Source organism: Streptococcus sp. 3167, assembly GCF_013277175.1.
Classification (GTDB): Bacteria; Bacillota; Bacilli; order Lactobacillales; family Streptococcaceae; genus Streptococcus; species Streptococcus pseudopneumoniae.
On sequence record NZ_VMML01000055.1, the window covers coordinates 18,592 to 42,575 of the forward strand.

A 23,984-nucleotide genomic window follows, 5' to 3' on the forward strand; every position below is an offset into this window, starting at 1 on the left:
CAATCACACTAAATAGAAAGTTAATCTCTCCTTGTCAAAATCGACAGCCAACTCATACTTTCCATCTTCATTTTGGACTATATAACCTAGGACGACCAAACTATCCACAAAGATGTCTCGGCGTTTCTGCATCAGTTGATCTTTTTTGAGAAATTTTAGCAAAAAAGTTGTCATGTATTTGAGGGCATACTCAGGATTAACATCTCCTAAAATGTCATAGAGTTCCTGCTGTTTTTCTGTCAAAGGATACTGATGTTTGACCTTGTAGAAATAATTAGACAAGGTCATTTTTGATCTCGCAAAGTCCGTCTTTTCAACTAAAATAGCTGCATTGGTTTGATTGCGCAATTCCGTCTCAAAACTCTTCTGTAACAAGGCTTGATAGATCGGACTAGCTTCGCTGACAAAAATCTCTTGATCCAGTTCAAGACTATCGAGTGATTCAAGCATAGGAAGACTAAGGTAATAACGCTTATTTTCTCGTAGAATCAAACCTGCCTTTATATACTCTTCCATGAGTTTATCAACTGCATCATCTGGAAATTGAGCCTTAATTTCCCGTAGAATCACATCATCATGCTGGTCCAGATAGCGGATCAATTCTCTAAAAAATGGCTGTCTAGTCAAACGAGATGGATTAAAAATCTGAATCATGAAGATTCCTTTCTTTACATTGTAATAGAGGCGATGTTGCCAATTGACTGGGATTGGTCCCAGCTTGGTTCAGAGGCACAGGCAGACCTAGTTCTCTGTAATACTCTCTCCAAAAGTCACTAATCTCCTGCTCCCCATCCCCAAATTTCATGGGTATGGTTTCAAAAATCGGTAGGATTTCTGCCATGTACTGGGAACAGTAAAAACCTTCTCCATCTGGATAGAAAGAAGCATTGTAGGGAGCTCCAAGATGTTTACAAGCTCTTTCCTTCACCGAATGGATATCCATTTCTGGGTAAACATAGATGTCGTACAAATGATTGGGCTCAAAGAAGTCTGCTGGTTCTTGACAGACTACACCAAATTTTCCACTAGCATGGTAAATCATCCCATCCAAATAAATGGCAACATGGTTATAGTTGCCTGTGGAAGTCTGGATGGCCTGTCCCATATCTGAAAGATCCCTCACAAAAATTAAATCACCATTTTCTAACATGCTTCACTCCTAGAAAAAAAGGAGCTGAAACTCCTTTCGATATAAGGCAAACTATCCTTTCCGATTTTGAACTGACACTCAAAATCTTAAGCATTGAAGCTTTCAGTCAATTGAGGTACCACTTGTTTCTTACGTGAAACGGCACCAGCAAGGAAGGCGTGGTTGTCTGCAAGTTTAAAGTTGAAAGCTGCTTCAACCTTGCCCATATTAGCACCAAGTGCTAGGATTTCTGAGTTTGAGTTGACGATGTCTGTAATCATCAAGACAAAGTCAGAGTAGCCGTTTGCTGTGTTGGCAGCTTGCATTGCAGCTTCAATTTCTGCTTGGCGTTCCAATACTTCCGCGATGTCCACTGTGTTTACTTGGGCAACACGGACATTATTTCCATTGAGTTCAAAAGTCTTAGCATCGATGTCAATCAATTCGTCAGCAGATTTGCTAGCCAAGTTTGTACCAGCTTTCAGCATAGCCAAGCCATACTCTTCCAAGTTTACACCAGCCAATTCAGCCAATTCAGGAGCAATAATCTTATCTGTTGGATGTGTTGTTGGTGATTTCAAAAGAAGGGTATCTGAAATCAAACCTGAAAGCATCAAACCAGCAATCTCTTTAGGCACAGCTACACCATGTTCTTTGAACATACGATAAACGATTGAAGACGCTGAACCAACTGGCTCCAAACGCATGTAGAGTGGGCTTGCAGTTTCAAAGTTAGCCACACGGTGGTGGTCTACAACACCATAAACTTCTACTTCAGCGATATCTGATACAGATTGTTGGAATTCATTGTGGTCAGTCAAGATAACTTGCTCTGCTCCTTCTGCTTTGGCAGAAGTAATAACACGCGGTGCTTCTACACCAAAATAGTTCAAGACAAAGGCTGTTTCTTCATTTGGAGTTCCAAGAGCAACAGCTTCCGTATCCAAACCGTAAGCTTCTTTTGCAAGGTAGGCAAAGGCTACAGATGACCCGATGGCATCTGAGTCTGGATTTTGGTGACCAAATACTAGAATCTTAGACATGATAATACCTCATTTTGTTTATTCTCTTTATTGTAGCATTTTTTTCGCTTTTTGACAAAAGTAAGAGGAGTCAAAGGACTCCCCGCTACTCTTCAAAATAACTGAGTAAATTTCTATCTTGATTTTCAGATAAAAATCTTTCCTTCTGTGGTCGTTTCTTACGCTTGAGAAGGGCTTCTGCCGACATGGCTTCTTCCTTACTGGCAAAACCTTGAGCATAGATGAGTTTGACTGGCAAGCGTACTCGTGTGTATTTGGCTCCCTTCCCACTATTATGGACAGCGAGGCGTCTCTTCACATCAGTCGTATAGCCTGTATAGTAGGATCCGTCACGGCACTCCAGCACATACATATAAGCCTTATAATCCATAATAAATCTCTTCGAGTTCCGGCGTATAAGAGCCATCATCATTGTGAACAATGAGAGGTGGTAAGACCTTAAAGCCACTTGTTGAACCATCCTTGATAGCTTCAATCAAGAGCATATTGGCTTCCTTTTCCTTTTTTGGATAGACAAATTGCAGACGCTTAGGGGCTAGATTATGCCGTTGTAACGTATCCAAAATATCCAGAAGTCGATCAGGACGATGAACCATGGCCAAACGCCCATTAGATTTGAGAATACTCTGGGCACTACGACAGATTTCCTGCAAATTGGTCGTGATTTCATGTCGCGCCAAGAGATAATGTTCACTCTCGTTCAGGTTTGAATGAGGATCCACCTTGAAATAGGGCGGATTACACAAAATCATATCCACCTTACTTCCCTGGATATAAGCAGGCATATTTTTCAAATCATCACAGATGACCTCCATCTGCTCTTCCAAACCATTCAAACGGACAGAGCGTTCAGCCATATCCGCCAAACGCTCCTGAATCTCAACAGCCAAAATCTGTGCCTGAGTACGAGTGCTAGCAAATAGCCCCACCGCTCCATTCCCAGCGCAGAAATCCACTATCAAGCCCTTTTTAGGAAAACGTGGAAAACGTGACAAGAGAACACTATCCACCGAATAGCTAAAAACCTCTCTATTTTGAATGATTTTAATATCTGTTGAGAAGAGCTGGTTAATGCGCTCTCCTGATTTTAATAATTGTTCTTCTTCCATGGTCCTATTATAGCAAATTTATATTAACATTACAAAAAATATAAAACTCTAAACTACTTCTTCTTTTTTAAATGGTGCAGGGCTTCTCCAGTCCAGATTGGTAACATTCGTCGAAAGGGAGCAAAACCGTAGTTAAAGCGGTCGCTTGAAAAGCGTCTCCGTCTAGGAAACTGGTACTTTTCTTCCTCCAAAGTGCGGATAGAAAGACTGGCTTTCCCCGTAAATTCATCTAAATCCACTACCTGAACTTGAACCTCTTCATCGACTTTCAAGGTTTCATGAATATTTTCAATAAATCCTGTCCGAATTTCTGAAATGTGAATCAGCCCCGTATCACCCGTCTCTAACTCAACAAAGGCACCGTAGGGCTGAATCCCTGTAATACGCCCCTTTAGCTTATCACCGATTTTCATCTTAGTCCTCGATTTCAATAGTTTCAATTACAACATCTTCAACTGGCTTGTCCATAGCTCCTGTCTCAACAGCAGCAATGGCATCCAAGACAGCGTAAGATGCTTCATCAGCTAACTGACCAAAAACCGTGTGACGGCGGTCTAGGTGAGGTGTCCCACCTTGATTGGCATAGATTTCTGCAATCGGTTCTGGCCAACCACCACGAGTAATTTCTTTCTTCGAATAAGGTAGGTGTTGGTTTTGCACGATAAAGAACTGGCTGCCGTTGGTATTTGGACCAGCATTTGCCATGGAAAGAGCACCACGGATATTGTAAAGCTCTTCTGAGAATTCATCCTCAAAAGATTCGCCGTAGATTGACTCGCCACCCATACCAGTTCCAGTTGGGTCTCCACCTTGGATCATAAAGTCCTTGATAATACGGTGGAAAATGACACCATCATAGTAGCCATCTTTTGAAAGAGATACAAAGTTAGCCACTGTTTTAGGAGCATGTTCAGGGAAAAGCTTGATACGTAAGTCTCCGTGATTGGTCTTAATAGTCGCAAGAGGACCTTCTACTGTTTCAATGTCTACTTGTGGAAAATGCAATTCTTTTTCTACCATACCAAATACTTCTAAGGCAGCAAAAATGCCATCTTCTTCTAATGTTTTTGTAATATAATCTGCTTTTTCTTTGATTTTATCATGAGAAATTCCCATGGCAACGCTGATTCCAGCATAATCAAAGAGTTCCAAGTCATTGAGACCATCTCCAAAAACCATGACCTTCTCTGGTTTCAAGCCAAGGTGTTCCACAACCTTTTCCACCCCCGTCGCTTTGGAGCCTGAAATCGGCACAATATCAGACGAATGTTGATGCCAACGAACCATGCGAAGTTTGTCTGAGAGACTGTCAGGCAAGTGCAAGTCATCTCCCTTATCTTCAAAAGTCCACATCTGATAGATATCTTCTTTTTCATGGAAATCGGGATCTACATCTAAGTCGGGATAAATTGGATTGATAGCTTCACTCATCATATCGGTGCGAGTCGACAACTTGGCATCATGACTCCCAACCAAGCCATACTCAATTCCTTCTTGCTTAGCCCAAGAGATATACTCCTCAACATCTGACTTTTCAATCTGATGCTGATAAATGACCTGACCTTTTTTATCTTCGATATAAGCCCCATTCAAAGTTACAAAAAAGTCAGGCTTGAGATCACGAATCTCTGGAACAACACCAAAAATGCCACGTCCAGAGGCGATTCCTGTTAAAATTCCTTTTTCACGCAACTGTTTAAAAACAGTGGGAATTGTAGTTGGAATAAACCCTGTCTTTGAATTCCGCAATGTATCATCAATATCAAAAAAGACAATCTTAATCTTTTTTGCCTTGTATCTTAATTTGGCATCCATCTCACTACCTCTTTCAATCTAACTCTTTCCATTATACCATAAAGTAGCTAAATCCCCTATTTTCAAAGAAATTCGCCATCTCTTATTCGAACTTCTTTGATAAGTACAGAACTAAATCATCATTATTTTGAATAGTAGCATTCATTTCCAAGGGTTGATTTCGATACCAGACACCTGTCCCATCTGGAATGTAGCCCCGTCTGATATACAATCTCTGGGCAGGTCCATAGCCTGAGTGCAAACCTACACCCAACGTCACTTTGTCTGAAAAAAACTTAACTCGATTTTCTGCCTCTTCTAGCAGTTGACTCCCAATCCCTTGATTTCGAAAAGGCTCAAACACATTAAAATCTGATAATTCTGGATAGACTTCTGCAAAAGGACCATGTTTAGCAGAGGGCAAAATGGTAACGTAGCCCGCTACAGCACCATCAATCTCTGCAACTAAGACTTCTCTCTCCCCACTTTCCTGTTCCAGAAAATATCTAGCCAAAATTTCCTCTCTACCAGGCCAACCTTGATTCATAAATCCATGAGATAAGGATTCAATATCAGACTTAATCATATTTCTAATCGTACAATTCATCTTTGACTTACCCACCTTTACTCTTTCTATTACTATTATAGCACGCCAAGGTCAGAAAAAAACTATCTCGTGAAAAAAGACCCGTCGGGGTCTTAATTCACTTTCTTGTTTTCAAGCTCATGAAAAAGAGGTCCACTGGACCTGAAAAAAAGACCCAACCGGGTCTTTTCTTTAATCTTCGTTTACGAAAGGCATCAAAGCCATTACGCGAGCGCGTTTGATAGCTGTTGTTACTTTACGTTGGTTTTTAGCTGAAGTTCCTGTTACACGACGAGGAAGGATTTTCCCACGTTCTGAAACGAAACGGCTAAGAAGCTCAGTATCTTTGTAATCAACATATTCAATTTTGTTTGCTGCGATGTAATCAACTTTTTTACGGCGTTTGAATCCGCCACGACGTTGTTGAGCCATGTTTTTTCTCCTTTATAATTTTAGTTGTCCATTAGAATGGTAAATCATCATCTGAAATATCCAATGGATTTGTTGCTCCAAATGGATTTTCATCACGTGAAAAGTCTGGCACTGAATTTGTAGGTGCTGAATAGTTTGCAGTTGGGGCAGAGTAAGCTCCACCTGTATGACCTTCACGCACACTACGGCTTTCCAACATTTGGAAATTCTCAGCCACGACTTCTGTCACGTAGACACGTTGTCCTTGCTGGTTATCGTAACTACGAGTCTGGATACGGCCTGTCACCCCGATAAGTGAGCCTTTTTTAGCCCAGTTAGCAAGGTTTTCAGCCTGTTGGCGCCACATAACGACATTGATAAAATCAGCCTCACGTTCGCCATTTTGACTCTTAAATGTACGGTTTACTGCAAGAGTAAAAGTCGCAACTGCTACATTTGATGGGGTATAACGCAACTCAGCGTCACGTGTCATACGCCCTACAAGTACAACATTGTTAATCATAGTTTACCTTCTTACGCGTCAGTTTTGACGATCATGTGACGAAGAATGTCAGCGTTGATTTTTGAAAGACGGTCAAACTCTTTAAGAGCTGCATCGTCGTTTGCTTCAACGTTAACGATGTGGTAAAGTCCTTCACGGAAATCTTTGATTTCGTATGCAAGACGACGTTTTTCCCAAGTTTTTGATTCAACAACAGTTGCACCGTTGTCAGTCAAAATAGAGTCAAAACGTGCTACCAAAGCGTTTTTAGCTTCTTCTTCAATGTTTGGACGAATGATATAAAGAATTTCGTATTTAGCCATTGATATGTTCCTCCTTTTGGTCTAATGACCCCAAGACTTTGCAAGGGGTAAGTGAGGTTCGCTCACAATAAACTATTATACTAGAAAAAAATTTTTTACGCAAGTAAAAACTCTGGAATTCGAAAAAACGCCACATGGGCGTTTTCCTGTTCTTATGGTTTAATACGGTGTAACATACGTGGGAATGGAATGGCTTCACGGATATGTTTTGTTCCTGCTGCGAAGGTTACCATACGCTCGATACCGATACCAAATCCACCGTGTGGAACTGTACCGTATTTACGAAGGTCAAGGTAGAATTCATACTCTGTACGGTCCATGCCAAGTTCATCCATCTTAGCGACAAGGGAATCATAGTCTTCCTCACGCATAGAACCACCGATGATTTCTCCGTAACCTTCTGGAGCAAGCAAGTCTGCACAAAGCACGCGCTCTGGATTTCCAGGAACTGGTTTCATATAGAAGGCCTTGATGGCTGCTGGGTAGTTCGTGACAAAAGTTGGCACACCAAAGTGGTTTGAAATCCAAGTTTCATGTGGTGAACCAAAGTCATCACCATGCTCAAGATGTTCGTAGTCAGCGTCTTCATCATTCTCATGTTCTTGCAAGAGGTCAATGGCTTGATCGTAAGTGATACGTTTGAATGGCTCTGCAATGTAGCGTTTCAAGAGCTCTGTATCACGTTCCAAGGTTTCCAAGGCTTGAGGCGCACGGTCAAGAACACCTTGTAGAAGAGCTTTCACATAAGCTTCTTGCAAGTCAAGCGACTCATCATGTGTCAAGTATGAGTACTCTGCATCCATCATCCAGAACTCGGTCAAGTGACGGCGCGTTTTTGATTTTTCAGCACGGAAAACTGGACCAAAGTCAAAGACACGACCAAGAGCCATAGCACCTGCTTCTAGGTAAAGCTGACCTGATTGGCTCAAGTAGGCTGGCGTTCCGAAGTAGTCCGTTTCAAAGAGTTCTGTTGAATCTTCTGCCGCATTTCCTGAAAGAATTGGGCTGTCAAATTTCATGAAACCGTTCTTGTCAAAGAACTCATAAGTTGCATGGATAATAGCGTTACGGATTTGCATCACGGCCACTTGCTTACGAGAACGGAGCCACAAGTGACGGTTGTCCATCAAAAAGTCTGTACCGTGTTCTTTTGGTGTGATTGGGTAGTCTTGAGATTCACCGATCACTTCGATGTCTGTGATGTCCAACTCATAGCCAAATTTAGAACGTTCGTCCTCTTTGACAATACCTGTCACATAAACAGACGTTTCTTGGCTCAAGCGTTTGATGACATCAAACTTCTCAAGTCCTACTTCTTCACCAAATTTTTCGACAAAGTTTGGTTTAAAAGCCACACCTTGGAAGAAGGCTGTTCCATCACGCAATTGCAAGAAGGCAATTTTCCCTTTTCCTGATTTGTTGGCAACCCAAGCGCCAATCGTCACTTCCTGACCAACATAGTCTTTTACATCAATAATCGTTACACGTTTTGTCATTATTTTTCCTTTTTCTTTTTTATTCTTTATGGCAAACCACTTCTATATTGTTCCCATCTGGGTCAATCACAAAAGCAGCGTAGTAAATCGGATGCTCACTGCGATAATCAGGAGCCCCATTGTCTCGCCCACCTGCCTCTAAACCAGCCTCATAACAAGCCTGAACTTCTTCCTTATTTTCTGCTAAAAAAGCAAAGTGAATAGGATCTTGTGTCCCCTGAGCCAGCCAAAAATCACCACCAGGATGAGGGCTGTTCGGGGCAAGAAAACTGATTAGAGAACTAGTCTTAAAAGCCAATTTATAGCCCAAAGGAGCGAGAAAACTCTTATAAAATCCTTCTGAAATTTGTAAATCCTTTACCTTAATCTCAAAATGATCAATCATTCTCACTACCCATAAATGCTTTCAAGCGTTTAACTGCTTCTTTAAGCGTGTCTAGGTCTGTCGCATAGCTGAGGCGGACATTTTCTGGTGCTCCGAATCCTGCTCCTGTTACCAAGGCCACTTCGGCTTCTTCTAGGATAGCGGTTGTAAAATCTGTCACATCTGTATAGCCTTTCATCTCCATAGCTTTTTTGACATTTGGGAAGAGATAGAAAGCTCCTTGCGGTTTGAGCACTTCAAATCCTGGCACCTCAGCAAGAAGGGGATAGATGGTATTGAGACGTTCCTCAAAAGCCTGACGCATGCTTTCTACAGTATCTTGCTCACCTGATAGAGCCTCAACTGCTGCATACTGGGCTACTGCTGACGGATTCGAAGTTGTTTGACCTGCAATCTTGGACATGGCAGCAATAATGTTTGCTTCTCCAACGGCATAGCCAATCCGCCAACCTGTCATGGCATAGATTTTAGACACACCATTGATGACCACTGTTTGCTTGCGAATTGCCTCAGATAGGCTAGAAATCGGTGTGAACTCATGACCATTATAGACCAAGCGCCCATAGATATCATCTGCTAGAATGAGAATATCCTTTTCTACAGCCCAGTTTCCGATTGCCAAGAGTTCCTCACGGGTGTAAATCATACCTGTCGGATTGGATGGCGAATTCAGCACCAAAACCTTGGTCTTGTCTGTGCGAGCTGCTTCTAACTGCTCTACGGTCACCTTAAAGTGATTATCTTCCTTAGCAGGAACAAAGACTGGCACACCTTCTGCCATCTTGACCTGGTCTCCATAGCTTACCCAGTAGGGGGTTGGGATGATAACTTCATCACCTGGATTGACCACAGCCATAAAGAAGGTATAGAGAGAATATTTGGCTCCAGCAGCGACTGTCACTTGATTTGGCGCTACAGAATAGCCGTAAAAGCGTTCAAAGTAAGTATTGACCGCTGCCTTGAGCTCTGGCAGGCCTGAGGTTACTGTATAAAAAGAAGCACGCCCATCTCGAATCGATGCAATGGCGGCATCTTGGATATTTTTTGGAGTAGTGAAATCTGGCTCACCCAAGGTTAGAGACAGGATATCTCTTCCCTCAGACTTGAGTGCTTTGGCACGAGCTCCAGCAGCCAAGGTCACACTTTCTTCCATTTCTAAAACACGGTTGGATAGTTTCATAGGCCCTCCTTATTGACCAATACTCCTGTTTCAAAATCTACTAGATAAAAATCAGAGCCTGACTTGACTTCCCAGATTGGTTTGTCTTGATAACGGCCAAAGGTAATCTTGTCAATCTCGCCAGCTCCTTTTTCCTTCGAAACAGCTTCTGCTTTTTCTTGTGAAACACCTTGATTTAGCTGATAAACGTAAATATTGTGGTCATCTTTTCCAATCAGGACAGCAAGTGCTTCTTGTTTTTTATTACGGCCAAGAACGCTATAATAGGATTCCAAGCCATTGTATAAGTCAACCTGATCAGCCTGCTCTAATCCTGCATACTGCTGAGCTAATTTTTCTCCTTCACTTTTAGCTGTTTGATAAGGTTTCATACTCAGAAACACTAGATACAGAAAGGAAGCACTGATAACCACAAACAAAATCGTCATCCCTAGACCATACTGCCACAGTAGATTATTTTTTGCTTTTTTTGTCTTTTTTTTCACTCGTCTATTTTACCATCTATTGGGCTTTATTACAAGTGAATGCAAGAACAATCGCACTTTATTTCTTCCTTCAAACAAAACCGATTTTGAAAGTGAAACAGTTCTTACTTTTTCAGTCACAAATGACTAGAGTTTCCGAAATTTTACAATTTTCAAATAAACTCTGAGCAAATTTCTTGCAAGTTGTTTTGCTTTGTTGTAATATATTTTATAACAACGAGAAAATTCTCGTAAATTTAAGAAAAAGGAGACACATCATGTCTAAAAAAGTATTATTTATCGTCGGATCACTACGCCAAGGTTCTTTCAACCACCAAATGGCGCTCGAAGCTGAGAAAGCACTTGCTGGTAAAGCGGAAGTTAGCTACCTTGATTATTCAGCCCTTCCTCTCTTCAGCCAAGATTTGGAAGTTCCAACTCATCCAGCTGTAGCTACTGCTCGTGAAGCGGTTCTCGCTGCGGATGCTATCTGGATCTTCTCTCCAGTCTACAACTTCTCTATCCCTGGAACAGTAAAAAACTTGCTTGACTGGCTATCTCGCGCCCTTGACTTGTCTGATACACGTGGCGCTTCTGCCCTTCAAGACAAGTTTGTCACCGTATCATCTGTAGCCAATGCCGGTCACGATCAACTTTTCGCTATTTACAAAGACCTCTTGCCATTTATCCGTACACAAATCGTTGGTGATTTCACTGCTGCACGTGTCAATGACTCTGCTTGGGCAGACGGAAAATTGGTTCTTGAAGAAACAGTCCTAAACTCACTTGAAAAACAAGCGGAAGACTTGGTCAATGCGATCAAGTAACTAACATAATAAAAGCGAACAAGACTACTTTTCTGACACTCAGAAGACTAGCTTGTTCGCTTTTTTTCTCATTTATAAACTAAAATAGCTGATGATACATATTGCCAAATACAAAATATCTGATTTCTATACTTCCTTAACAAAAACCAATTCCTGTGGCTGGGACAGATCTTCTCGGTAGGTAAATCCTGCAAAGCTTAAGCGACTAGCTTCCTCCACCGTCTGTACTTGATTTTCTATCAGGGCTGTCAGGAAGGCACCACGCGCTTTCTTGGAAATGGTTGAGTGAATTTTCAGCTGACCGCCTCTATCCTCCATAAATTTGAAGATCACCATTTTTTCTCTGATTTCCTTAGAAAATACCGTCTCAAACTCGGACGACAAGAGGGAGAAAATCACTTCTTCCTGCTTCACAGCTTCATCATAGGCTGCCTTCCAATGACTCTTTAAAGTCTTACCAGCGACTTTTAACTTCATCAAAAAGTCCAAACGGTGAGGGGCCATAGATGACAAGGCTGGAACGACACCGTACAAAGCCGAAGTAATAAAGACATGATTTTCAAGATAGGCTTGTTCCGCCTCGGTCAACTTATCTCGCTTGATATGGCGGTACATAAGCCCATCAAAAAGTTTAAGAGCTGGGTAGTGTTGAGCAGTTTGCCTTTTCAAAGCTTGGATATTTTGACATTCTTCCGCAGCCTTCTCGGCTGATACCTTATAAAAACTCTCCAATTGACTAGCAGAATAGAGGGCCAAGGCATCCAGCACGGCCTGACTTTCTGGTATTAAAGGTGTTGCCTCGATACTCGGCAAGTCTGTGTTCATTTCTTTTGCTGTAGGGATTAAAATTTTCATATTGATAGTGTAGCATATTTTTTAGCCACAACCAAGAAATTCATCTGATACTCAATGAAAATCAAAGAGCAAACTAGGAAGCTAGCCGCAGGCTGTACTTGAGTACGGCAAGGCGAAGCTGACGCGGTTTGAAGAGATTTTCGAAGAGTATGAAAAACCTCGGTTTGACCGAGGCTTCTCTATTTATTTGGGCCATCCTAACCAGATAGCCACGAGAACAAGGGCTGCGCCAGCTAAACTTGTTAAGATAGATAAGAATTTATCTTTTTTCTCCTTGAACTGAGAAAAACCTATCTTCAAAGCGAGCAGTCCAAGTAGCATTGAAGCAAGCATCAAATAAAAACCCATTTCTTTGTCCTCCATTAGTCTTAATTTATTTTATTATAACATATATTTCTTAAATAAACCTTTTTTATACTCAATGAAAATCAAAGAACAAACTAGGAAACTAGCCGCAGGTTGCTCAAAGCACAGCTTTGAGGTTGCAGATAAAGTTGACGTGGTTTGAAGAGATTTTCGCAGAGTATTACTGTACTTTAAAGGTCTTGAGATAGCTGTCTTTTCCTACTTGACCTTCGAAGGTTCTACCATTTTCAAGGTAAGGAAGGTCATCTGATACTGAGGCCTTAACCTTGTAAATCTTGCCATCAACTTTAAAGAAGTAGACGGTGTCGCCCTTGATAACAGCTGATTTGAGGTCTGCTACTACTCCCTTGATGCTTTCTGTCGTTGCATTGTCAATTTCAAGGTCGTTTTTATTGGCATACTTGCTGAGCATCTCTTCCACTGTAGTAGCTACGATAACATTTTGGTACTCGACTGCGTCTACTAGAGCATACTCTTTGACCAAGCCAGCATTGTCCTTCAAACCCATGATGTAGAAAGGCTTGTCATTGAGGTTGATGAGGATTGGGAAGGTTGCTTTGTAGGATTTCTCCTGAACAGCACCTTCTGCTGATTCACGGGCTGATTCTTCTGTCGCAGAAGCCAAGCTATACTTAGTAATTTCTCCTGTTCGCATATTTTCAAGGATGAAACCAAGATTACTCTCATCCGCATTAGCCGACGTCACACCTGTGTAGAGATAGATGTCATTACCGATAGACAAGTAATTATAGCCATTGGTAGTCTGGGTCACATTTTTCTTGGAAATCATGGCATTCAAGAAACCGTCCTTGTACTTGCCGTTGTAGTTGATTTGCTCAATGGTTTCCTCTGCTGGATAGATCCTATCCACCCATTCTGGAACATCTGATAAGCTGTATTCCTTGGTTTCTCCATTTGTAGCATCCAAGATAATGACTGAAGCAGGACGAGGAACCGCAAGTCCAAATTGCTTTTGGTAAACCGTTGCTACATAGAAAGGATTGCCCTCATCGTCCACCTCAAAAGATGGAGTTTTAAAGATTTTGGTCGGGTACTTCAAGCGCAGGTGACGTTTGACATCACGGTTAAAATACTCCGAGTCTGAATACTTGATTGGTGTCTTCAAGTCCACCAAATCCGCATTTCCAGTTACCATGTCCACCTTGATATACTCACCGATTCCCTTAGCTTGATTGTTAAACCACTTGATAGGGTCTGCGTATTCTAGTGGCGTCACTCGATAAGGTTTCCCATCAATTGTCAATTGGGTATAGGTATCTGCCGCTACGTACTGCGACACCTTATCTGTTAGGGAACCCAAGTAGCGGTCACCAATTTTTTCAGCAGTACTTCTATCTAAGATAGGAACCTTACTGGTGTCACTCTTAGGAAATTCAGTAAAGTCTTTTTCCGTAACCGTGACTACATTGGCATAATTTTTAGCCTGAAACATGCTGGAAGTTACCAAGGAAACCAAAGCTGCCAAGAGAAGAATTCCTCCAATCGAAGCTAACAGAATTTTCCCTAACCGATTGATTTTGAAACCCTCAAGATTTAAGGCAGCTTCCGCCTTACCGTGGCGCACATGAACCGTTTTGACAAGGTTTATCCCCTTGCCAAAGCCAAATAAGATTGCCACAACTAACAAATGCCCACAGAGGAAGAAGAGAAATTCCCAGCTGGTCAGGTTAAGGGGCGGTAAAAAGATATACCAGGTCGTTGCGATAAAAATAAGTTCAAAGACTATTCGTTTCATTTGCTTTCCTCCTAAATGATTCGTCCTTCCAAGTGATCCAGCTCATGCTGGCAAATCTGAGCTGGGAAGCCTGTCAAGGTAATGGTCTGTTCCTGCCACTTGCTGTCACGATAGGCAAGCCTTATGGTTTCATAACGCTTAGTTGATCTCACACCTACCAAGGACAAACAGCCTTCTTCTGCCTCATAGGATCCTTCAAAGGACAGAAGCACTGGGTTAAACATGACCACGGGAACCAAGCCAAGATTAAAGATAATCACGCGCTTTTGCACCCCAATCATATTGGCAGCTAGACCAATGCAGGTCTCACGATTTGCTAAGAGTGTATCCTGCAAATCTCTGGCAAGATAAAGGTCTTCCTGACTTGCCGGCTGAGATACCTGAGATAAAAACAAAATATCTTTTACAATTTTCTTTTCCACTTCCTCACACTCCTCTTGTTTTTTACTATATTATAACAATTATAGCACAAAAGCCGATAACTGCAAGCCCTTTCCCTCAACTGTAGCAAAAAGCCATCCGAAGATGACTTTTTTGCTACTTATACTCAATGAAAATCAAAAAGCAAACTAGGAAGCTAGCACAGGTTGCTCAAAACACTNNTATATACGGCAAGGCGACGCTGACGTGGTTTGAAGAGATTTTCAAAGAGTATTAATTTCTTTATAAATTACTTCCATCCCACGCTTAACAGCTGGACGATTGGCAATTTTTTCTGCCCATTTTACTAAATTCTGGTAACTTGAGGCATCCAAGAATTTTGCAGAACCTTGGTAAAGTTTTCCTTGAACTAACTGTCCATACCAAGACCAGATGGCAATATCTGCAATCGTATAGTCATTGCCTGCAATATAAGGTTTCTGAGTCAATTCCTTATCCAATAAATCCAACTGGCGTTTCACTTCCATCGTAAAACGGTTAATAGGATATTCCAATTTTTCAGGGGCATAATTAAAGAAATGTCCAAATCCCCCACCTAGAAAAGGTGCAGCCCCAGCTTGCCAGAATAGCCAATTCAAAACTTCTACCTTTTCCACAGGATTACTTGGTAGAAAGGCTCCAAATTTCTCAGCAAGATAAAGGAGAATATGAGCAGATTCAAAGACTCTTACTTCTTCAGTTCCTGACTGGTCCAACAAGGCTGGAATCTTGGAATTTGGATTGAGCTTTACGAAGTCTGAACCAAATTGATCCCCATCCATGATAGCAATCTTATACAAGTCGTAAGCCGTTTCCTTAAAACCAGCCTCTAGTAATTCTTCCAATAAGATAGTGACCTTCACACCATTTGGTGTTCCCAGTGAATAAAGCTGAAAAGCTTGTTCTCCTTTTGGCAAGTTTTGTTCGAAACGGGCACCTGCTGTTGGTTTATTTAAGCCCGTAAAGGCTCCTTGATTACTAGCTTCATCCTGCCATACGGTCGGTAATTGATATGCTGACATCCGAAACCTCCCTTAAATCGCATTCTTGTCAAAACCGAGTTTGCGTTGAATAAACTTAACGATTTCGACGATGATAATCATTGAGAAGCTTCCAGCCATAACAATTCCCCATTGTGACAAGTCTAGTTTGGTTACGTGGAAGATTCCTTCAAGCGGTTCTACAACGATTGTTGCCATGAGAAGGATAAAGGATACCAAGATGGACCAGTTAAAGGTCTTAGACTTGAATGGGCCAACTGTCAAGATGGATTGGTAGACAGACTTGACATTGTAGGCATGGAAGAGCTGAATCAAACCAAGGGTTGCAAAGGCCATCGTTAGGGCATCTGCATGAATAGCATGATTGTCACCCACATGAACTGGGTAAGCAATCGCAAGGCCATAAACACTCATAACAAGAGCTGCTTGGAGTACACCTTGATAAATGATAGAACTCAAAACACCACCTGAGAAGAAGCTTGCCTTGCGTCCACGTGGTTTATGATTCATGACACCAGGCTCCGCAGGTTCAACACCAAGAGCGATAGCTGGGAAGGTATCCGTTACCAAGTTGATCCACAAAAGATGAACCGGCTGTAAGACATCCCAACCAAACAAGGTTGATAGGAAGATGGTTAATACTTCAGCAGTATTGGCAGAAAGTAGGTACTGAATAGTCTTTTGAATGTTTGAGAAGACCTTACGTCCTTCTTCCACTGCGACGATAATAGTCGCAAAGTTATCATCTGCAAGAATCATATCAGAAGCCCCCTTAGAAACCTCTGTACCAGTGATTCCCATACCGATACCGATGTCTGCTGTTTTCAGAGCTGGGGCATCATTGACACCGTCACCTGTCATGGCAACGACCTTACCTTGTTTTTGCCAAGCCTTGACGATACGAACCTTGTGCTCTGGAGACACACGGGCATAAACAGAGTATTGACCAACAACTTTTTCAAAGTCTTCATCAGATAATTCGTTGAGCTCAGCACCAGTTAAAACGTGGTCTTCTGTATCGTTTGCATCAATGATTCCCAAACGTTTGGCAATAGCTTCTGCGGTGTCTTGGTGGTCACCTGTAATCATGATTGGACGAATTCCAGCTTCCTTAGCCACACGAACAGCCTCAGCGGCTTCAGGACGTTCAGGATCAATCATCCCAATCAAACCAGTGAAGATTAAATTATTTTCCAGCTCTTCAGAAGTGAGGTTTTCTGGAATGCTATCGATAATCTTATACGCACCTGCAAGGACACGCAAGGCTTGGTGGGCCATTTCAGAATTGTTTGTATGAATGAGGTTTGTGACCTTCTCATCAATCGGAGCAATATCCCCAGCCTTATCACGAAGAACACAACGTTTCAAGAGTTGGTCTGGCGCACCTTTAACAGCTACGAGGAAGCGTCCATCTGCAAGTGGATGAACTGTTGACATGAGCTTACGGTCAGAGTCAAATGGCAACTCCGCCATACGAGGATATTTGTCTAAAAATTCTTTGACATCGTAGCCCTTGTCCAAGGCATACTGGATAAAGGCTGTTTCGGTTGGATCACCAATCAGGTTGCCTTCCACATCGATTTTCGTATCATTGGCCAAGACAACTGAACGAAGGAGGGGCATTTCAAGACCCAGTTCAATGTCATCAGCTGAGTCATGTAGGACTGCATCGTAGAAGATTTTTTCAACTGTCATCTTGTTCATGGTCAGCGTACCAGTCTTATCAGAAGCGATGATTTCAGTTGAACCAAGTGTTTCAACTGCTGGCAACTTACGAACGATGGAATGTCGTTTGGCTAAAACTTGAGTACCAAGGGAAAGAACGATGGTCACGATAGCAGGAAGTCCTTCTGGAATGGCTGCAACGGCAAGGGCAACAGAAGTCAACAACTCACCAAGTGGATCCTTCCCTTGAATGAAGACACCCACTACAAAAGTAACAAGGGCAATGACCAAGATTGCATAGGTCAAGACCTTAGAAAGGTTGTTCAAGTTTTGTTTGAGGGGTGTATCCGTCTCATCAGCGTCTTGAAGCATGCCCGCGATATGACCAACTTCCGTGTACATACCTGTATTGACAACAACTCCCATCCCACGACCGTAGGTTACGTTTGAGTTTTGGAAGGCCATATTGACACGGTCACCAATACCAGCATCTGTCGCAAGCTCGACTGTCAAGTCTTTTTCAACCGGTACAGACTCACCTGTCAGAGCAGCCTCTTCGATCTTAAGAGAGTTGGCTTCTAGCAAACGTAGGTCTGCTGGTACTACGTCACCAGCTTCAAGGGCAACGATATCGCCTGGTACCAATTCTTTAGAGTCAATCTCAGCCATGTGCCCATCACGCAGAACGCGGGCAGCTGGACTAGACATGGATTTGAGGGCTTCGATAGCTTCTTCTGCTTTTCCTTCTTGGTAAACACCAAAGGCAGCGTTAATGATAACCACGGCTAAAATGATAATGGCATCTGCGATATCTTCCCCACCAGAAGTCACGACTGACAAGATTGCTGCTGCAACTAGGATGATAATCATCAAATCCTTAAATTGCTCGATGAATTTGACCAGGATTGATCGTTTCTCGCCTTCTTCGAGTTCATTGTGGCCAAATTCGGCAAGGCGCTTTTCCGCCTCACTTGATGACAAACCTTGCTCGGTCGCATCCACAGCCTTCAAGACCTCTTCAGGACTCTGAGTGTAAAACGCTTGGCGTTCTTGTTCTTTTGACATGTGTCTCCTCCTTGACATTGTGTGCAAAACAGACTCTCTTTTCCCTCATCGCATCTTTTCACGACAAACAAAAAGAGACCTGTTAATCATAACAAGTCTCGCTGTTTAAGATAGGGCCGGAAAACATACTTTTCAGTATAAAATTCGGAATGACGACACTATCACAGGTTTCTGCCAGCTACTCCCTTGAGTAGTACTATTATACCAAATTTTGGGGAGTTTTAAAAGAGTAAAAACTACCTTATTTGAATTTTCCCTTGAAAACCAGTATAATGGTAGAATGCTATATGACTAGAAAGGAAGTTGAATGAAGCAATCTATCTCAAATCTCAAGTTAGCTGAACGTGGTGCCATTATCAGTATTTCAACCTACCTGCTCTTGTCTGCAGCGAAATTGGCTACTGGCCATCTTCTTCATTCATCCAGTTTGGTGGCCGATGGTTTCAACAACGTGTCGGACATCATTGGAAATGTGGCCCTCTTGATTGGAATCAGGATGGCACGCCAGCCTGCTGACCGAGACCACCGTTTTGGCCACTGGAAGATTGAGGATTTGGCTAGCTTAATCACTTCCATCATCATGTTCTATGTTGGCTTTGATGTTCTAAGGGATACCATTCAAAAGATTCTCAGTCGGGAAGAAACGGTCATTGATTCTCTGGGTGCAACTCTAGGAATTATGTCTGCAGCGATCATGTTTGTGGTCTATCTCTACAATACTCGCCTCAGTAAGAAATCTAACTCCAAGGCACTAAAGGCTGCCGCCAAGGACAATCTTTCTGACGCTGTTACCTCACTTGGAACCACCATTGCCATCCTAGCTAGTAGTTTCAATTATCCCATTGTGGATAAACTGGTTGCCATTATCATCACTTTCTTTATCTTGAAGACTGCCTATGATATCTTTATCGAGTCTTCCTTTAGTCTTTCGGATGGCTTTGACGACCGTCTGCTTGAGGACTATCAAAAGGCTATCATGGAAATTCCCAAAATCAGCAAGGTCAAATCGCAAAGAGGTCGTACCTACGGTAGCAATATCTACCTTGATATTACGCTAGAGATGAACCCTGACCTGTCTGTTTTTGAGAGTCATGAAATCGCGGATCAGGTCGAGTCTATGCTGGAAGAACGTTTTGGGGTTTTTGATACCGATGTCCATATTGAGCCAGCGCCTATCCCTGAGGATGAAATTTTAGACAATGTCTATAAAAAATTGCTCATGCGTGAACAATTGATTGACCAAGGAAATCAACTGGAAGAACTCTTAGCTGATGATTTTGTCTATATTCGTCAGGATGGAGAACAGATGGATAAAGAGGCTTATAAAGCCGAAAAAGACTTGAATGCTGCTATCAAGGATATACAAATTACTTCTATCAGTCAGAAAACAAAACTCATCTGCTATAAATTGGACGGAATTGTCCATACCAGTATCTGGCGTCGCCATGAAACTTGGCAAAATGTCTTCCACCAGGAAACCAAAAAAGAATAGAGAAATCCTGTCATGAGACGGGATTTTTCTATTCTTCTAGCTATCAAAGTCACTGAGATACTCATAGCGTTCGTATTTTTCAAGGAGTGCTTCGTTTTTCTCATCTAGTTCTTTTTGAAGAGTAGCTAGTTTGCCAAAGTCAGAACCATTGGCCTGCATTTCCTCTTCAATAGCAGCGATACGATTTTCCAAGGCTTCAATATCGCCTTCAATGCTTGCCCACTCCTGCTTTTCTTGGTAGGTCATGCGTTTCTTGTCTTCTCGAACCTTGACCACTTTTTCCTTTTCGGCCTTTTGCACTTGATTGACCATCTCTGTTTCAAAGGCTTTTTCATCAAGATAGTCGGTATAATGACCAAAGAAAGGACGAATCTTGCCATCTTCAAAAGCCAGAATCTTGGTCGCTACCTTATCCAAGAAATAGCGGTCGTGACTAACAGTCAAAACTGGACCAGCAAAGCCTTGCAAGAAATTCTCCAAAACTGTTAAGGTTGCAATGTCCAAATCATTGGTCGGCTCGTCCAAAAGGAGAACATTTGGTTTTTCCAAAAGCAATTTGAGGAGATAAAGACGTTTTTTCTCTCCCCCAGACAATTTCTCAATCAAGGTTCCATGCGTCGAACGTGGGAAAAGGAACTGCTCCAGCAACTCTGCAATCGAAGTCGTAGAACCACCGCTGGTTTTGACCTCTTCTGCCACTTCCTGTAGATAATTGATCACTCGCTTGCTTTCATCCAAGCCCTCAATTTGCTGAGAGAAATAGGCGATGCGAACAGTTTCCCCTATCACAACTTGTCCTGCTGTCGGCTCAAGACTGCCTGCAATCAGGTTGAGCAGGGTTGATTTTCCAACACCGTTGTCCCCAACAATTCCAATACGGTCTTTGGCCTGAACTAAGAGATTAAAATCTTGCAAAATAGGCTTGTTTTCATAGGCGAAGGAAACATCCTGAAACTCGATGACTTTTTTCCCAATCCGACTAGTCTCAAAATTCATGGTCAAGTCTGTCTCAGCAACGCCTACTGAAACATCCTTTTTCAGATCATGGAAACGATTGATACGAGCCTGCTGCTTGGTTGCACGCGCCTGCGGTTGTCTGCGCATCCAGGCCAATTCTTGCTTATAAAGTTGTTCTTTTTTGTGGAGAAGAGCTGCGTCACGCTCATCCTGTTCCGCCTTTAGGCGAACATAGTCCTGATAATTGCCCTGATATTCGGTCAAGCTTGCGCGATCCAATTCGAAAATCCGAGTTGACAAAGCGTCTAGGAAATAACGGTCGTGGGTAATAAAAAGGACGGTCTTCTTAGAATTTTTCAAAAAGAGGGTCAGCCACTCAATAGTCGCAATATCCAGATGGTTGGTCGGCTCATCCAAAAGCAAAAGGTCGTGATTGCCAAGTAAGACTTGTGCCAACTGGATCCGTCTTCTTAGGCCACCTGACAATTCCTCAACAGGAGTAGATAAGTCCTGAATCCCCAGCTTGCTAAGAACCGTCTTGACCTGACTCTCAATTTCCCAAGCTTGGAGAGAGTCCATTTCTGCCATGACACGTTCCAAACGAGCCTGCTTATCCTCACTGTAGTTGAGCATGATCAATTCATACTCACGAATGAGCTGGATTTCCTTGAGGTCGCTGGAGAGAACCGTATCCAAGACCGTCTTGCTATCATCAAAATCAGGATCTTGGGTCAAGTAACCAATCTGGTAATCATTCTTAGCTGAAAAGGGACTGACATCCCCATCAAAGCCAGAAACACCAGAAAGAACATCTAAAAGGGTGGTCTTACCAGTCCCATTGACACCGATTAGACCAATTCTATCCAAGTCATGGATGATAAAGGAAATATCCTTAAAAACGGTCTTGTCACCGACGGATTTACTTAGTTTTTCAACAATAAAATCACTCATTTTTTCTCCCTCAGGTAAGCATGGATGGCTTGACGGTCATTTTCCAATTCTCCATCGACAATGGCATACTCAATCTCTGTTAAAATCTCTCCCAAGTCTGGTCCCGGTTGATAGCCATATTCCTTAATCAAAATGCCACCATTAATCTGAATTTCTTTCTTGTCATGAATGGTCAGACTCTGGTAGGTTTCTGTGATAGCTTGTGGGTTAACTTCTTTTCCTTGGGCCTGACGAAGATTTTCAGCCTGTAAAAGTAAATCCAAGTCAAAGCGATAACAATCGCGCTTCCTCAATTCTCCCTTTTCACGCAAGGCCAAAATAGTCAGCAAATCCTGAACTTGCTTGGCAAACTGACGTGAGGTCTTCCAAGCTTTCAAAAATGGCTGCGCATTTTCAATCTCCAAAGCCCACAGTAGAGCCGCCCAAGCTTGCTCTGAAGATTCAAAGGTGAAATCAGTCTCCAAATCAAACAGTCTGTTAAGTTTGTCTTGGCTAGATGCCAGATCAGGGAGATAGTCATAAGCTTGACTCTCAATCATGGAAGCCAAGCCCCTTCTCCAAAATGGAGCCAGCAAGAGTTTATCAAACTCAACGAAGGTACGCTCCACAGAAATTTTCTCCAAAAGTGGCGTCAATGTCTTCATAGCTTTAAAGGTTTCTGGCTCAAGTTCAAAGCCAAGACTAGCCTGAAAACGGAAACCACGCATAATTCGTAGAGCATCTTCGTTGAAACGCTCACTAGCCACTCCAACCGCTCGTAAGACTTGCTTTTCCAAATCTTCTAAACCATGAAACAAGTCAACAATTTCTCCTGTCTCATCTAAGGCAAAGGCATTGACTGTAAAATCACGGCGCTTAAGGTCTTCTTCTAGCGAGCGAACAAAAGAAACCGCACTGGGTCTGCGATAGTCCACATAGACATCCTCTGTCCGAAAGGTGGTTACCTCATACTCCTCATCACCATCTAAGACCAAGACGGTTCCATGCTCGATTCCGATATCGGCTGTTCGCGGAAAAATCTGCTTGGTCTCTTCTGGATAAGAAGACGTCGCAATATCCACATCATGGATAGGGCGATTGAGAAGGGCATCTCGAACAGAACCTCCAACAAAATAGGCCTCAAAACCTGCTTCTTTAATTTTTTCTAATACTGGTAAAGCCTTCTGAAATTCAGAAGGCATTTGCGTTAATCTCATAATAAGTGTTCTAATCCATAGACAAGCTCATGACGCTTGACAACTTCTTTAATTCCCAAATTCACCCCTGTCATGAAGGAGCTGCGATCATAGGAGTCATGACGGAGCGTCAATCCTTCTCCCTGATTGCCAAAGATGACTTCCTGATGGGCTACCAAGCCTGGTAAACGAACTGAGTGAATCCGCATGCCATCAAAGTCAGCACCACGGGCACCTGCAATCAATTCTTCCTCATCAGGCGCACCTTGCTGAATAGACTCTCGAACTTCTGCCATTAACTCAGCCGTTTTAATAGCTGTTCCACTCGGAGCATCCTTTTTCTTGTCATGATGGAGCTCGATAATCTCCACATTGGGGAAATATTTAGCAGCCTGCCTTGCAAATTGCATAAGCAAGACAGCACCCAAGGCAAAATTTGGAGCGATCAAGCCACCCAAATCTTGGGCACGAGAAAATACTTTTAGCTCTGTAATTTCTTCACTCGTGAAACCAGTCGTTCCAACTACTGGAGCAAAGCCATTTTCAAGAGCAAAGCGTGTATTTTCATAGGCAACAGCTGGAGTTGTAAAATCTACCCAAACATCCGCTTCAAAGCCTGCTAAATCAGCCTTATCCTTGAAAACAGGAATTCCCTGCCATTCTGACTCAGACTCAAAAGGATCCAAAACTGCTACCAAGTCCAAGTCTGGATCAGCCAAGACCATCTGACAAGCAGCTTGACCCATCTTTCCCTTAAAACCAGCAATAATTACTCGAATACTCATCTCTACTCCTGTCTAAGATACAAGGCCTGTAAGAACACAAAGTGAAAATAGGAATTCTGATCAAGAAGTGTCTACTCCTTGGAAGAACTATCTTTTTCACACAGGGTCCCAGGCGTGTTCAATTATCAAGATACAAAGGACCTTAGCTGCCCATGAAAAATAGGGAATGACGCTGACTTGCCACGAAAGGCAAGACAGGCATCTTTTTTCAAGAGGCAGGTAGTCCGTGTTCAATTGCTAAGATACA

The 23,984-nt window shown here is 42.5% G+C and carries 26 protein-coding genes; 2 read left to right on the top strand and 24 right to left on the bottom strand.

Annotated features, from left to right (window positions below):
- Window positions 1-3 precede the first annotated feature (3 nt).
- The 15 genes from HT678_RS08335 to HT678_RS08405 form a co-directional block, all read right to left on the bottom strand.
- Window positions 4-654 carry a DUF1803 domain-containing protein gene (locus HT678_RS08335; protein WP_079247576.1) on the bottom strand — a complete coding sequence of 217 codons (651 nt, stop codon included), beginning with the start codon at window positions 652-654 and terminating at the stop codon, window positions 4-6.
- Window positions 638-1,150: a YiiX/YebB-like N1pC/P60 family cysteine hydrolase gene (locus HT678_RS08340; protein WP_023940246.1), complete on the bottom strand. Its 513-nt coding sequence runs from the start codon at window positions 1,148-1,150 to the stop codon at window positions 638-640. The genes HT678_RS08335 and HT678_RS08340 overlap by 17 nt, the downstream gene beginning before the upstream one ends.
- An 86-nt stretch (window positions 1,151-1,236) precedes the next feature.
- The gene (locus HT678_RS08345) at window positions 1,237-2,172 is read right to left on the bottom strand and encodes a manganese-dependent inorganic pyrophosphatase (RefSeq protein WP_023940247.1); all 936 of its coding nucleotides are present in this window, start codon (window positions 2,170-2,172) and stop codon (window positions 1,237-1,239) included.
- 85 nt (window positions 2,173-2,257) lie between these two features.
- Complete coding sequence (locus tag HT678_RS08350; RefSeq protein WP_023940249.1) at window positions 2,258-2,542, bottom strand: GIY-YIG nuclease family protein; 285 nt, start codon at window positions 2,540-2,542, stop codon at window positions 2,258-2,260.
- Entirely contained in the window at window positions 2,532-3,281 is a 750-nt protein-coding gene (locus HT678_RS08355; protein ID WP_000390770.1) for a tRNA1(Val) (adenine(37)-N6)-methyltransferase, read from the bottom strand. Before HT678_RS08355 ends, HT678_RS08350 begins: the two co-directional genes overlap by 11 nt.
- 53 nt (window positions 3,282-3,334) lie before the next feature.
- Window positions 3,335-3,694: a S1 RNA-binding domain-containing protein gene (locus tag HT678_RS08360; protein ID WP_000689596.1), complete on the bottom strand. Its 360-nt coding sequence runs from the start codon at window positions 3,692-3,694 to the stop codon at window positions 3,335-3,337.
- Window position 3,695: 1 nt separating this feature from the next.
- Entirely contained in the window at window positions 3,696-5,096 is a 1,401-nt protein-coding gene (locus HT678_RS08365; protein WP_000339018.1) for a bifunctional Cof-type HAD-IIB family hydrolase/peptidylprolyl isomerase, read from the bottom strand.
- Between the two features lie 82 nt (window positions 5,097-5,178).
- Window positions 5,179-5,682: a GNAT family N-acetyltransferase gene (locus HT678_RS08370; protein ID WP_031222773.1), complete on the bottom strand. Its 504-nt coding sequence runs from the start codon at window positions 5,680-5,682 to the stop codon at window positions 5,179-5,181.
- A gap of 171 nt (window positions 5,683-5,853) precedes the next feature.
- Window positions 5,854-6,093 (bottom strand): 30S ribosomal protein S18, encoded by a 240-nt coding sequence (gene rpsR, locus HT678_RS08375; protein ID WP_000068664.1) that lies wholly within the window; start codon window positions 6,091-6,093, stop codon window positions 5,854-5,856.
- 31 nt (window positions 6,094-6,124) lie between these two features.
- On the bottom strand, window positions 6,125-6,595 hold the full coding sequence (gene ssbA / locus HT678_RS08380; RefSeq protein WP_000609606.1) for a single-stranded DNA-binding protein SsbA: 471 nt from the start codon (window positions 6,593-6,595) through the stop codon (window positions 6,125-6,127).
- 11 nt (window positions 6,596-6,606) lie between these two features.
- Window positions 6,607-6,897 carry a 30S ribosomal protein S6 gene (gene rpsF, locus HT678_RS08385; protein WP_001151784.1) on the bottom strand — a complete coding sequence of 97 codons (291 nt, stop codon included), beginning with the start codon at window positions 6,895-6,897 and terminating at the stop codon, window positions 6,607-6,609.
- A 152-nt stretch (window positions 6,898-7,049) separates the two neighbouring features.
- Window positions 7,050-8,396: an asparagine--tRNA ligase gene (asnS, locus tag HT678_RS08390; RefSeq protein WP_161802379.1), complete on the bottom strand. Its 1,347-nt coding sequence runs from the start codon at window positions 8,394-8,396 to the stop codon at window positions 7,050-7,052.
- 16 nt (window positions 8,397-8,412) lie between these two features.
- A complete protein-coding gene (locus tag HT678_RS08395; protein WP_000565214.1) occupies window positions 8,413-8,778 on the bottom strand; it encodes a VOC family protein in 366 nt (121 codons plus the stop codon).
- Entirely contained in the window at window positions 8,771-9,958 is a 1,188-nt protein-coding gene (locus HT678_RS08400; protein ID WP_000777796.1) for a pyridoxal phosphate-dependent aminotransferase, read from the bottom strand. The genes HT678_RS08395 and HT678_RS08400 overlap by 8 nt, the downstream gene beginning before the upstream one ends.
- The gene (locus HT678_RS08405; RefSeq protein WP_172924354.1) at window positions 9,955-10,443 is read right to left on the bottom strand and encodes a DUF5590 domain-containing protein; all 489 of its coding nucleotides are present in this window, start codon (window positions 10,441-10,443) and stop codon (window positions 9,955-9,957) included. The genes HT678_RS08400 and HT678_RS08405 overlap by 4 nt, the downstream gene beginning before the upstream one ends.
- 257 nt (window positions 10,444-10,700) lie before the next feature.
- Here HT678_RS08405 and HT678_RS08410 point away from each other — a divergent pair, with 257 nt between their 5' ends.
- Window positions 10,701-11,249 carry an NADPH-dependent FMN reductase gene (locus HT678_RS08410; protein ID WP_000039623.1) on the top strand — a complete coding sequence of 183 codons (549 nt, stop codon included), beginning with the start codon at window positions 10,701-10,703 and terminating at the stop codon, window positions 11,247-11,249.
- A gap of 126 nt (window positions 11,250-11,375) precedes the next feature.
- On the opposite strand, the gene yaaA is transcribed toward HT678_RS08410, so the two are convergent.
- From yaaA to HT678_RS08440, 6 genes are all read right to left on the bottom strand, one after another.
- Entirely contained in the window at window positions 11,376-12,104 is a 729-nt protein-coding gene (yaaA, locus tag HT678_RS08415) for a peroxide stress protein YaaA (RefSeq protein ID WP_172924837.1), read from the bottom strand.
- Window positions 12,105-12,287: 183 nt separating this feature from the next.
- The gene (locus HT678_RS08420) at window positions 12,288-12,452 is read right to left on the bottom strand and encodes a YczI family protein (RefSeq protein WP_000508264.1); all 165 of its coding nucleotides are present in this window, start codon (window positions 12,450-12,452) and stop codon (window positions 12,288-12,290) included.
- Window positions 12,453-12,630: 178 nt separating this feature from the next.
- Window positions 12,631-14,226: a hypothetical protein gene (locus HT678_RS08425; protein ID WP_000822860.1), complete on the bottom strand. Its 1,596-nt coding sequence runs from the start codon at window positions 14,224-14,226 to the stop codon at window positions 12,631-12,633.
- 11 nt (window positions 14,227-14,237) lie between these two features.
- Window positions 14,238-14,648, bottom strand: a complete 411-nt coding sequence (locus tag HT678_RS08430; RefSeq protein WP_000412227.1) for a peptide deformylase — start codon at window positions 14,646-14,648, stop codon at window positions 14,238-14,240.
- Between the two features lie 222 nt (window positions 14,649-14,870).
- Complete coding sequence (yghU, locus tag HT678_RS08435) at window positions 14,871-15,668, bottom strand: glutathione-dependent disulfide-bond oxidoreductase (RefSeq protein WP_001277397.1); 798 nt, start codon at window positions 15,666-15,668, stop codon at window positions 14,871-14,873.
- 12 nt (window positions 15,669-15,680) lie between these two features.
- Window positions 15,681-18,377, bottom strand: coding sequence for a cation-translocating P-type ATPase (locus tag HT678_RS08440; protein WP_172924838.1), 2,697 nt, complete (start codon window positions 18,375-18,377; stop codon window positions 15,681-15,683).
- A 307-nt stretch (window positions 18,378-18,684) separates the two neighbouring features.
- On the opposite strand from HT678_RS08440, the gene mntE reads away from it, so the two are divergent.
- Entirely contained in the window at window positions 18,685-19,869 is a 1,185-nt protein-coding gene (mntE, locus tag HT678_RS08445) for a CDF family manganese efflux transporter MntE (RefSeq protein WP_119948211.1), read from the top strand.
- Window positions 19,870-19,905: 36 nt separating this feature from the next.
- On the opposite strand, the gene HT678_RS08450 is transcribed toward mntE, so the two are convergent.
- The 3 genes from HT678_RS08450 to dapB are packed head-to-tail and all read right to left on the bottom strand — an operon-like array spanning window position 19,906 to window position 23,737.
- Window positions 19,906-21,777, bottom strand: a complete 1,872-nt coding sequence (locus tag HT678_RS08450; RefSeq protein WP_119948212.1) for an ABC-F family ATP-binding cassette domain-containing protein — start codon at window positions 21,775-21,777, stop codon at window positions 19,906-19,908.
- The gene (locus tag HT678_RS08455; RefSeq protein WP_345890412.1) at window positions 21,774-22,973 is read right to left on the bottom strand and encodes a CCA tRNA nucleotidyltransferase; all 1,200 of its coding nucleotides are present in this window, start codon (window positions 22,971-22,973) and stop codon (window positions 21,774-21,776) included. The genes HT678_RS08450 and HT678_RS08455 overlap by 4 nt, the downstream gene beginning before the upstream one ends.
- Entirely contained in the window at window positions 22,970-23,737 is a 768-nt protein-coding gene (gene dapB, locus HT678_RS08460; RefSeq protein ID WP_000027869.1) for a 4-hydroxy-tetrahydrodipicolinate reductase, read from the bottom strand. The genes HT678_RS08455 and dapB overlap by 4 nt, the downstream gene beginning before the upstream one ends.
- Window positions 23,738-23,984 lie beyond the last annotated feature (247 nt).

Coding starts and splice junctions, on each gene's coding strand:
- HT678_RS08335 (WP_079247576.1), bottom strand. CDS start 654: ATGATTCAGATTTTTAATCCATCTCGTTTGACTAGACAGCCATTTTTT.
- HT678_RS08340 (WP_023940246.1), bottom strand. CDS start 1,150: ATGTTAGAAAATGGTGATTTAATTTTTGTGAGGGATCTTTCAGATATG.
- HT678_RS08345 (WP_023940247.1), bottom strand. CDS start 2,172: ATGTCTAAGATTCTAGTATTTGGTCACCAAAATCCAGACTCAGATGCC.
- HT678_RS08350 (WP_023940249.1), bottom strand. CDS start 2,542: ATGGATTATAAGGCTTATATGTATGTGCTGGAGTGCCGTGACGGATCC.
- HT678_RS08355 (WP_000390770.1), bottom strand. CDS start 3,281: ATGGAAGAAGAACAATTATTAAAATCAGGAGAGCGCATTAACCAGCTC.
- HT678_RS08360 (WP_000689596.1), bottom strand. CDS start 3,694: ATGAAAATCGGTGATAAGCTAAAGGGGCGTATTACAGGGATTCAGCCC.
- HT678_RS08365 (WP_000339018.1), bottom strand. CDS start 5,096: ATGGATGCCAAATTAAGATACAAGGCAAAAAAGATTAAGATTGTCTTT.
- HT678_RS08370 (WP_031222773.1), bottom strand. CDS start 5,682: ATGAATTGTACGATTAGAAATATGATTAAGTCTGATATTGAATCCTTA.
- rpsR (WP_000068664.1), bottom strand. CDS start 6,093: ATGGCTCAACAACGTCGTGGCGGATTCAAACGCCGTAAAAAAGTTGAT.
- ssbA (WP_000609606.1), bottom strand. CDS start 6,595: ATGATTAACAATGTTGTACTTGTAGGGCGTATGACACGTGACGCTGAG.
- rpsF (WP_001151784.1), bottom strand. CDS start 6,897: ATGGCTAAATACGAAATTCTTTATATCATTCGTCCAAACATTGAAGAA.
- HT678_RS08395 (WP_000565214.1), bottom strand. CDS start 8,778: ATGATTGATCATTTTGAGATTAAGGTAAAGGATTTACAAATTTCAGAA.
- HT678_RS08400 (WP_000777796.1), bottom strand. CDS start 9,958: ATGAAACTATCCAACCGTGTTTTAGAAATGGAAGAAAGTGTGACCTTG.
- HT678_RS08410 (WP_000039623.1), top strand. CDS start 10,701: ATGTCTAAAAAAGTATTATTTATCGTCGGATCACTACGCCAAGGTTCT.
- yaaA (WP_172924837.1), bottom strand. CDS start 12,104: ATGAAAATTTTAATCCCTACAGCAAAAGAAATGAACACAGACTTGCCG.
- HT678_RS08420 (WP_000508264.1), bottom strand. CDS start 12,452: ATGGGTTTTTATTTGATGCTTGCTTCAATGCTACTTGGACTGCTCGCT.
- HT678_RS08425 (WP_000822860.1), bottom strand. CDS start 14,226: ATGAAACGAATAGTCTTTGAACTTATTTTTATCGCAACGACCTGGTAT.
- yghU (WP_001277397.1), bottom strand. CDS start 15,668: ATGTCAGCATATCAATTACCGACCGTATGGCAGGATGAAGCTAGTAAT.
- HT678_RS08440 (WP_172924838.1), bottom strand. CDS start 18,377: ATGTCAAAAGAACAAGAACGCCAAGCGTTTTACACTCAGAGTCCTGAA.
- mntE (WP_119948211.1), top strand. CDS start 18,685: ATGAAGCAATCTATCTCAAATCTCAAGTTAGCTGAACGTGGTGCCATT.
- HT678_RS08450 (WP_119948212.1), bottom strand. CDS start 21,777: ATGAGTGATTTTATTGTTGAAAAACTAAGTAAATCCGTCGGTGACAAG.
- HT678_RS08455 (WP_345890412.1), bottom strand. CDS start 22,973: ATGAGATTAACGCAAATGCCTTCTGAATTTCAGAAGGCTTTACCAGTA.
- dapB (WP_000027869.1), bottom strand. CDS start 23,737: ATGAGTATTCGAGTAATTATTGCTGGTTTTAAGGGAAAGATGGGTCAA.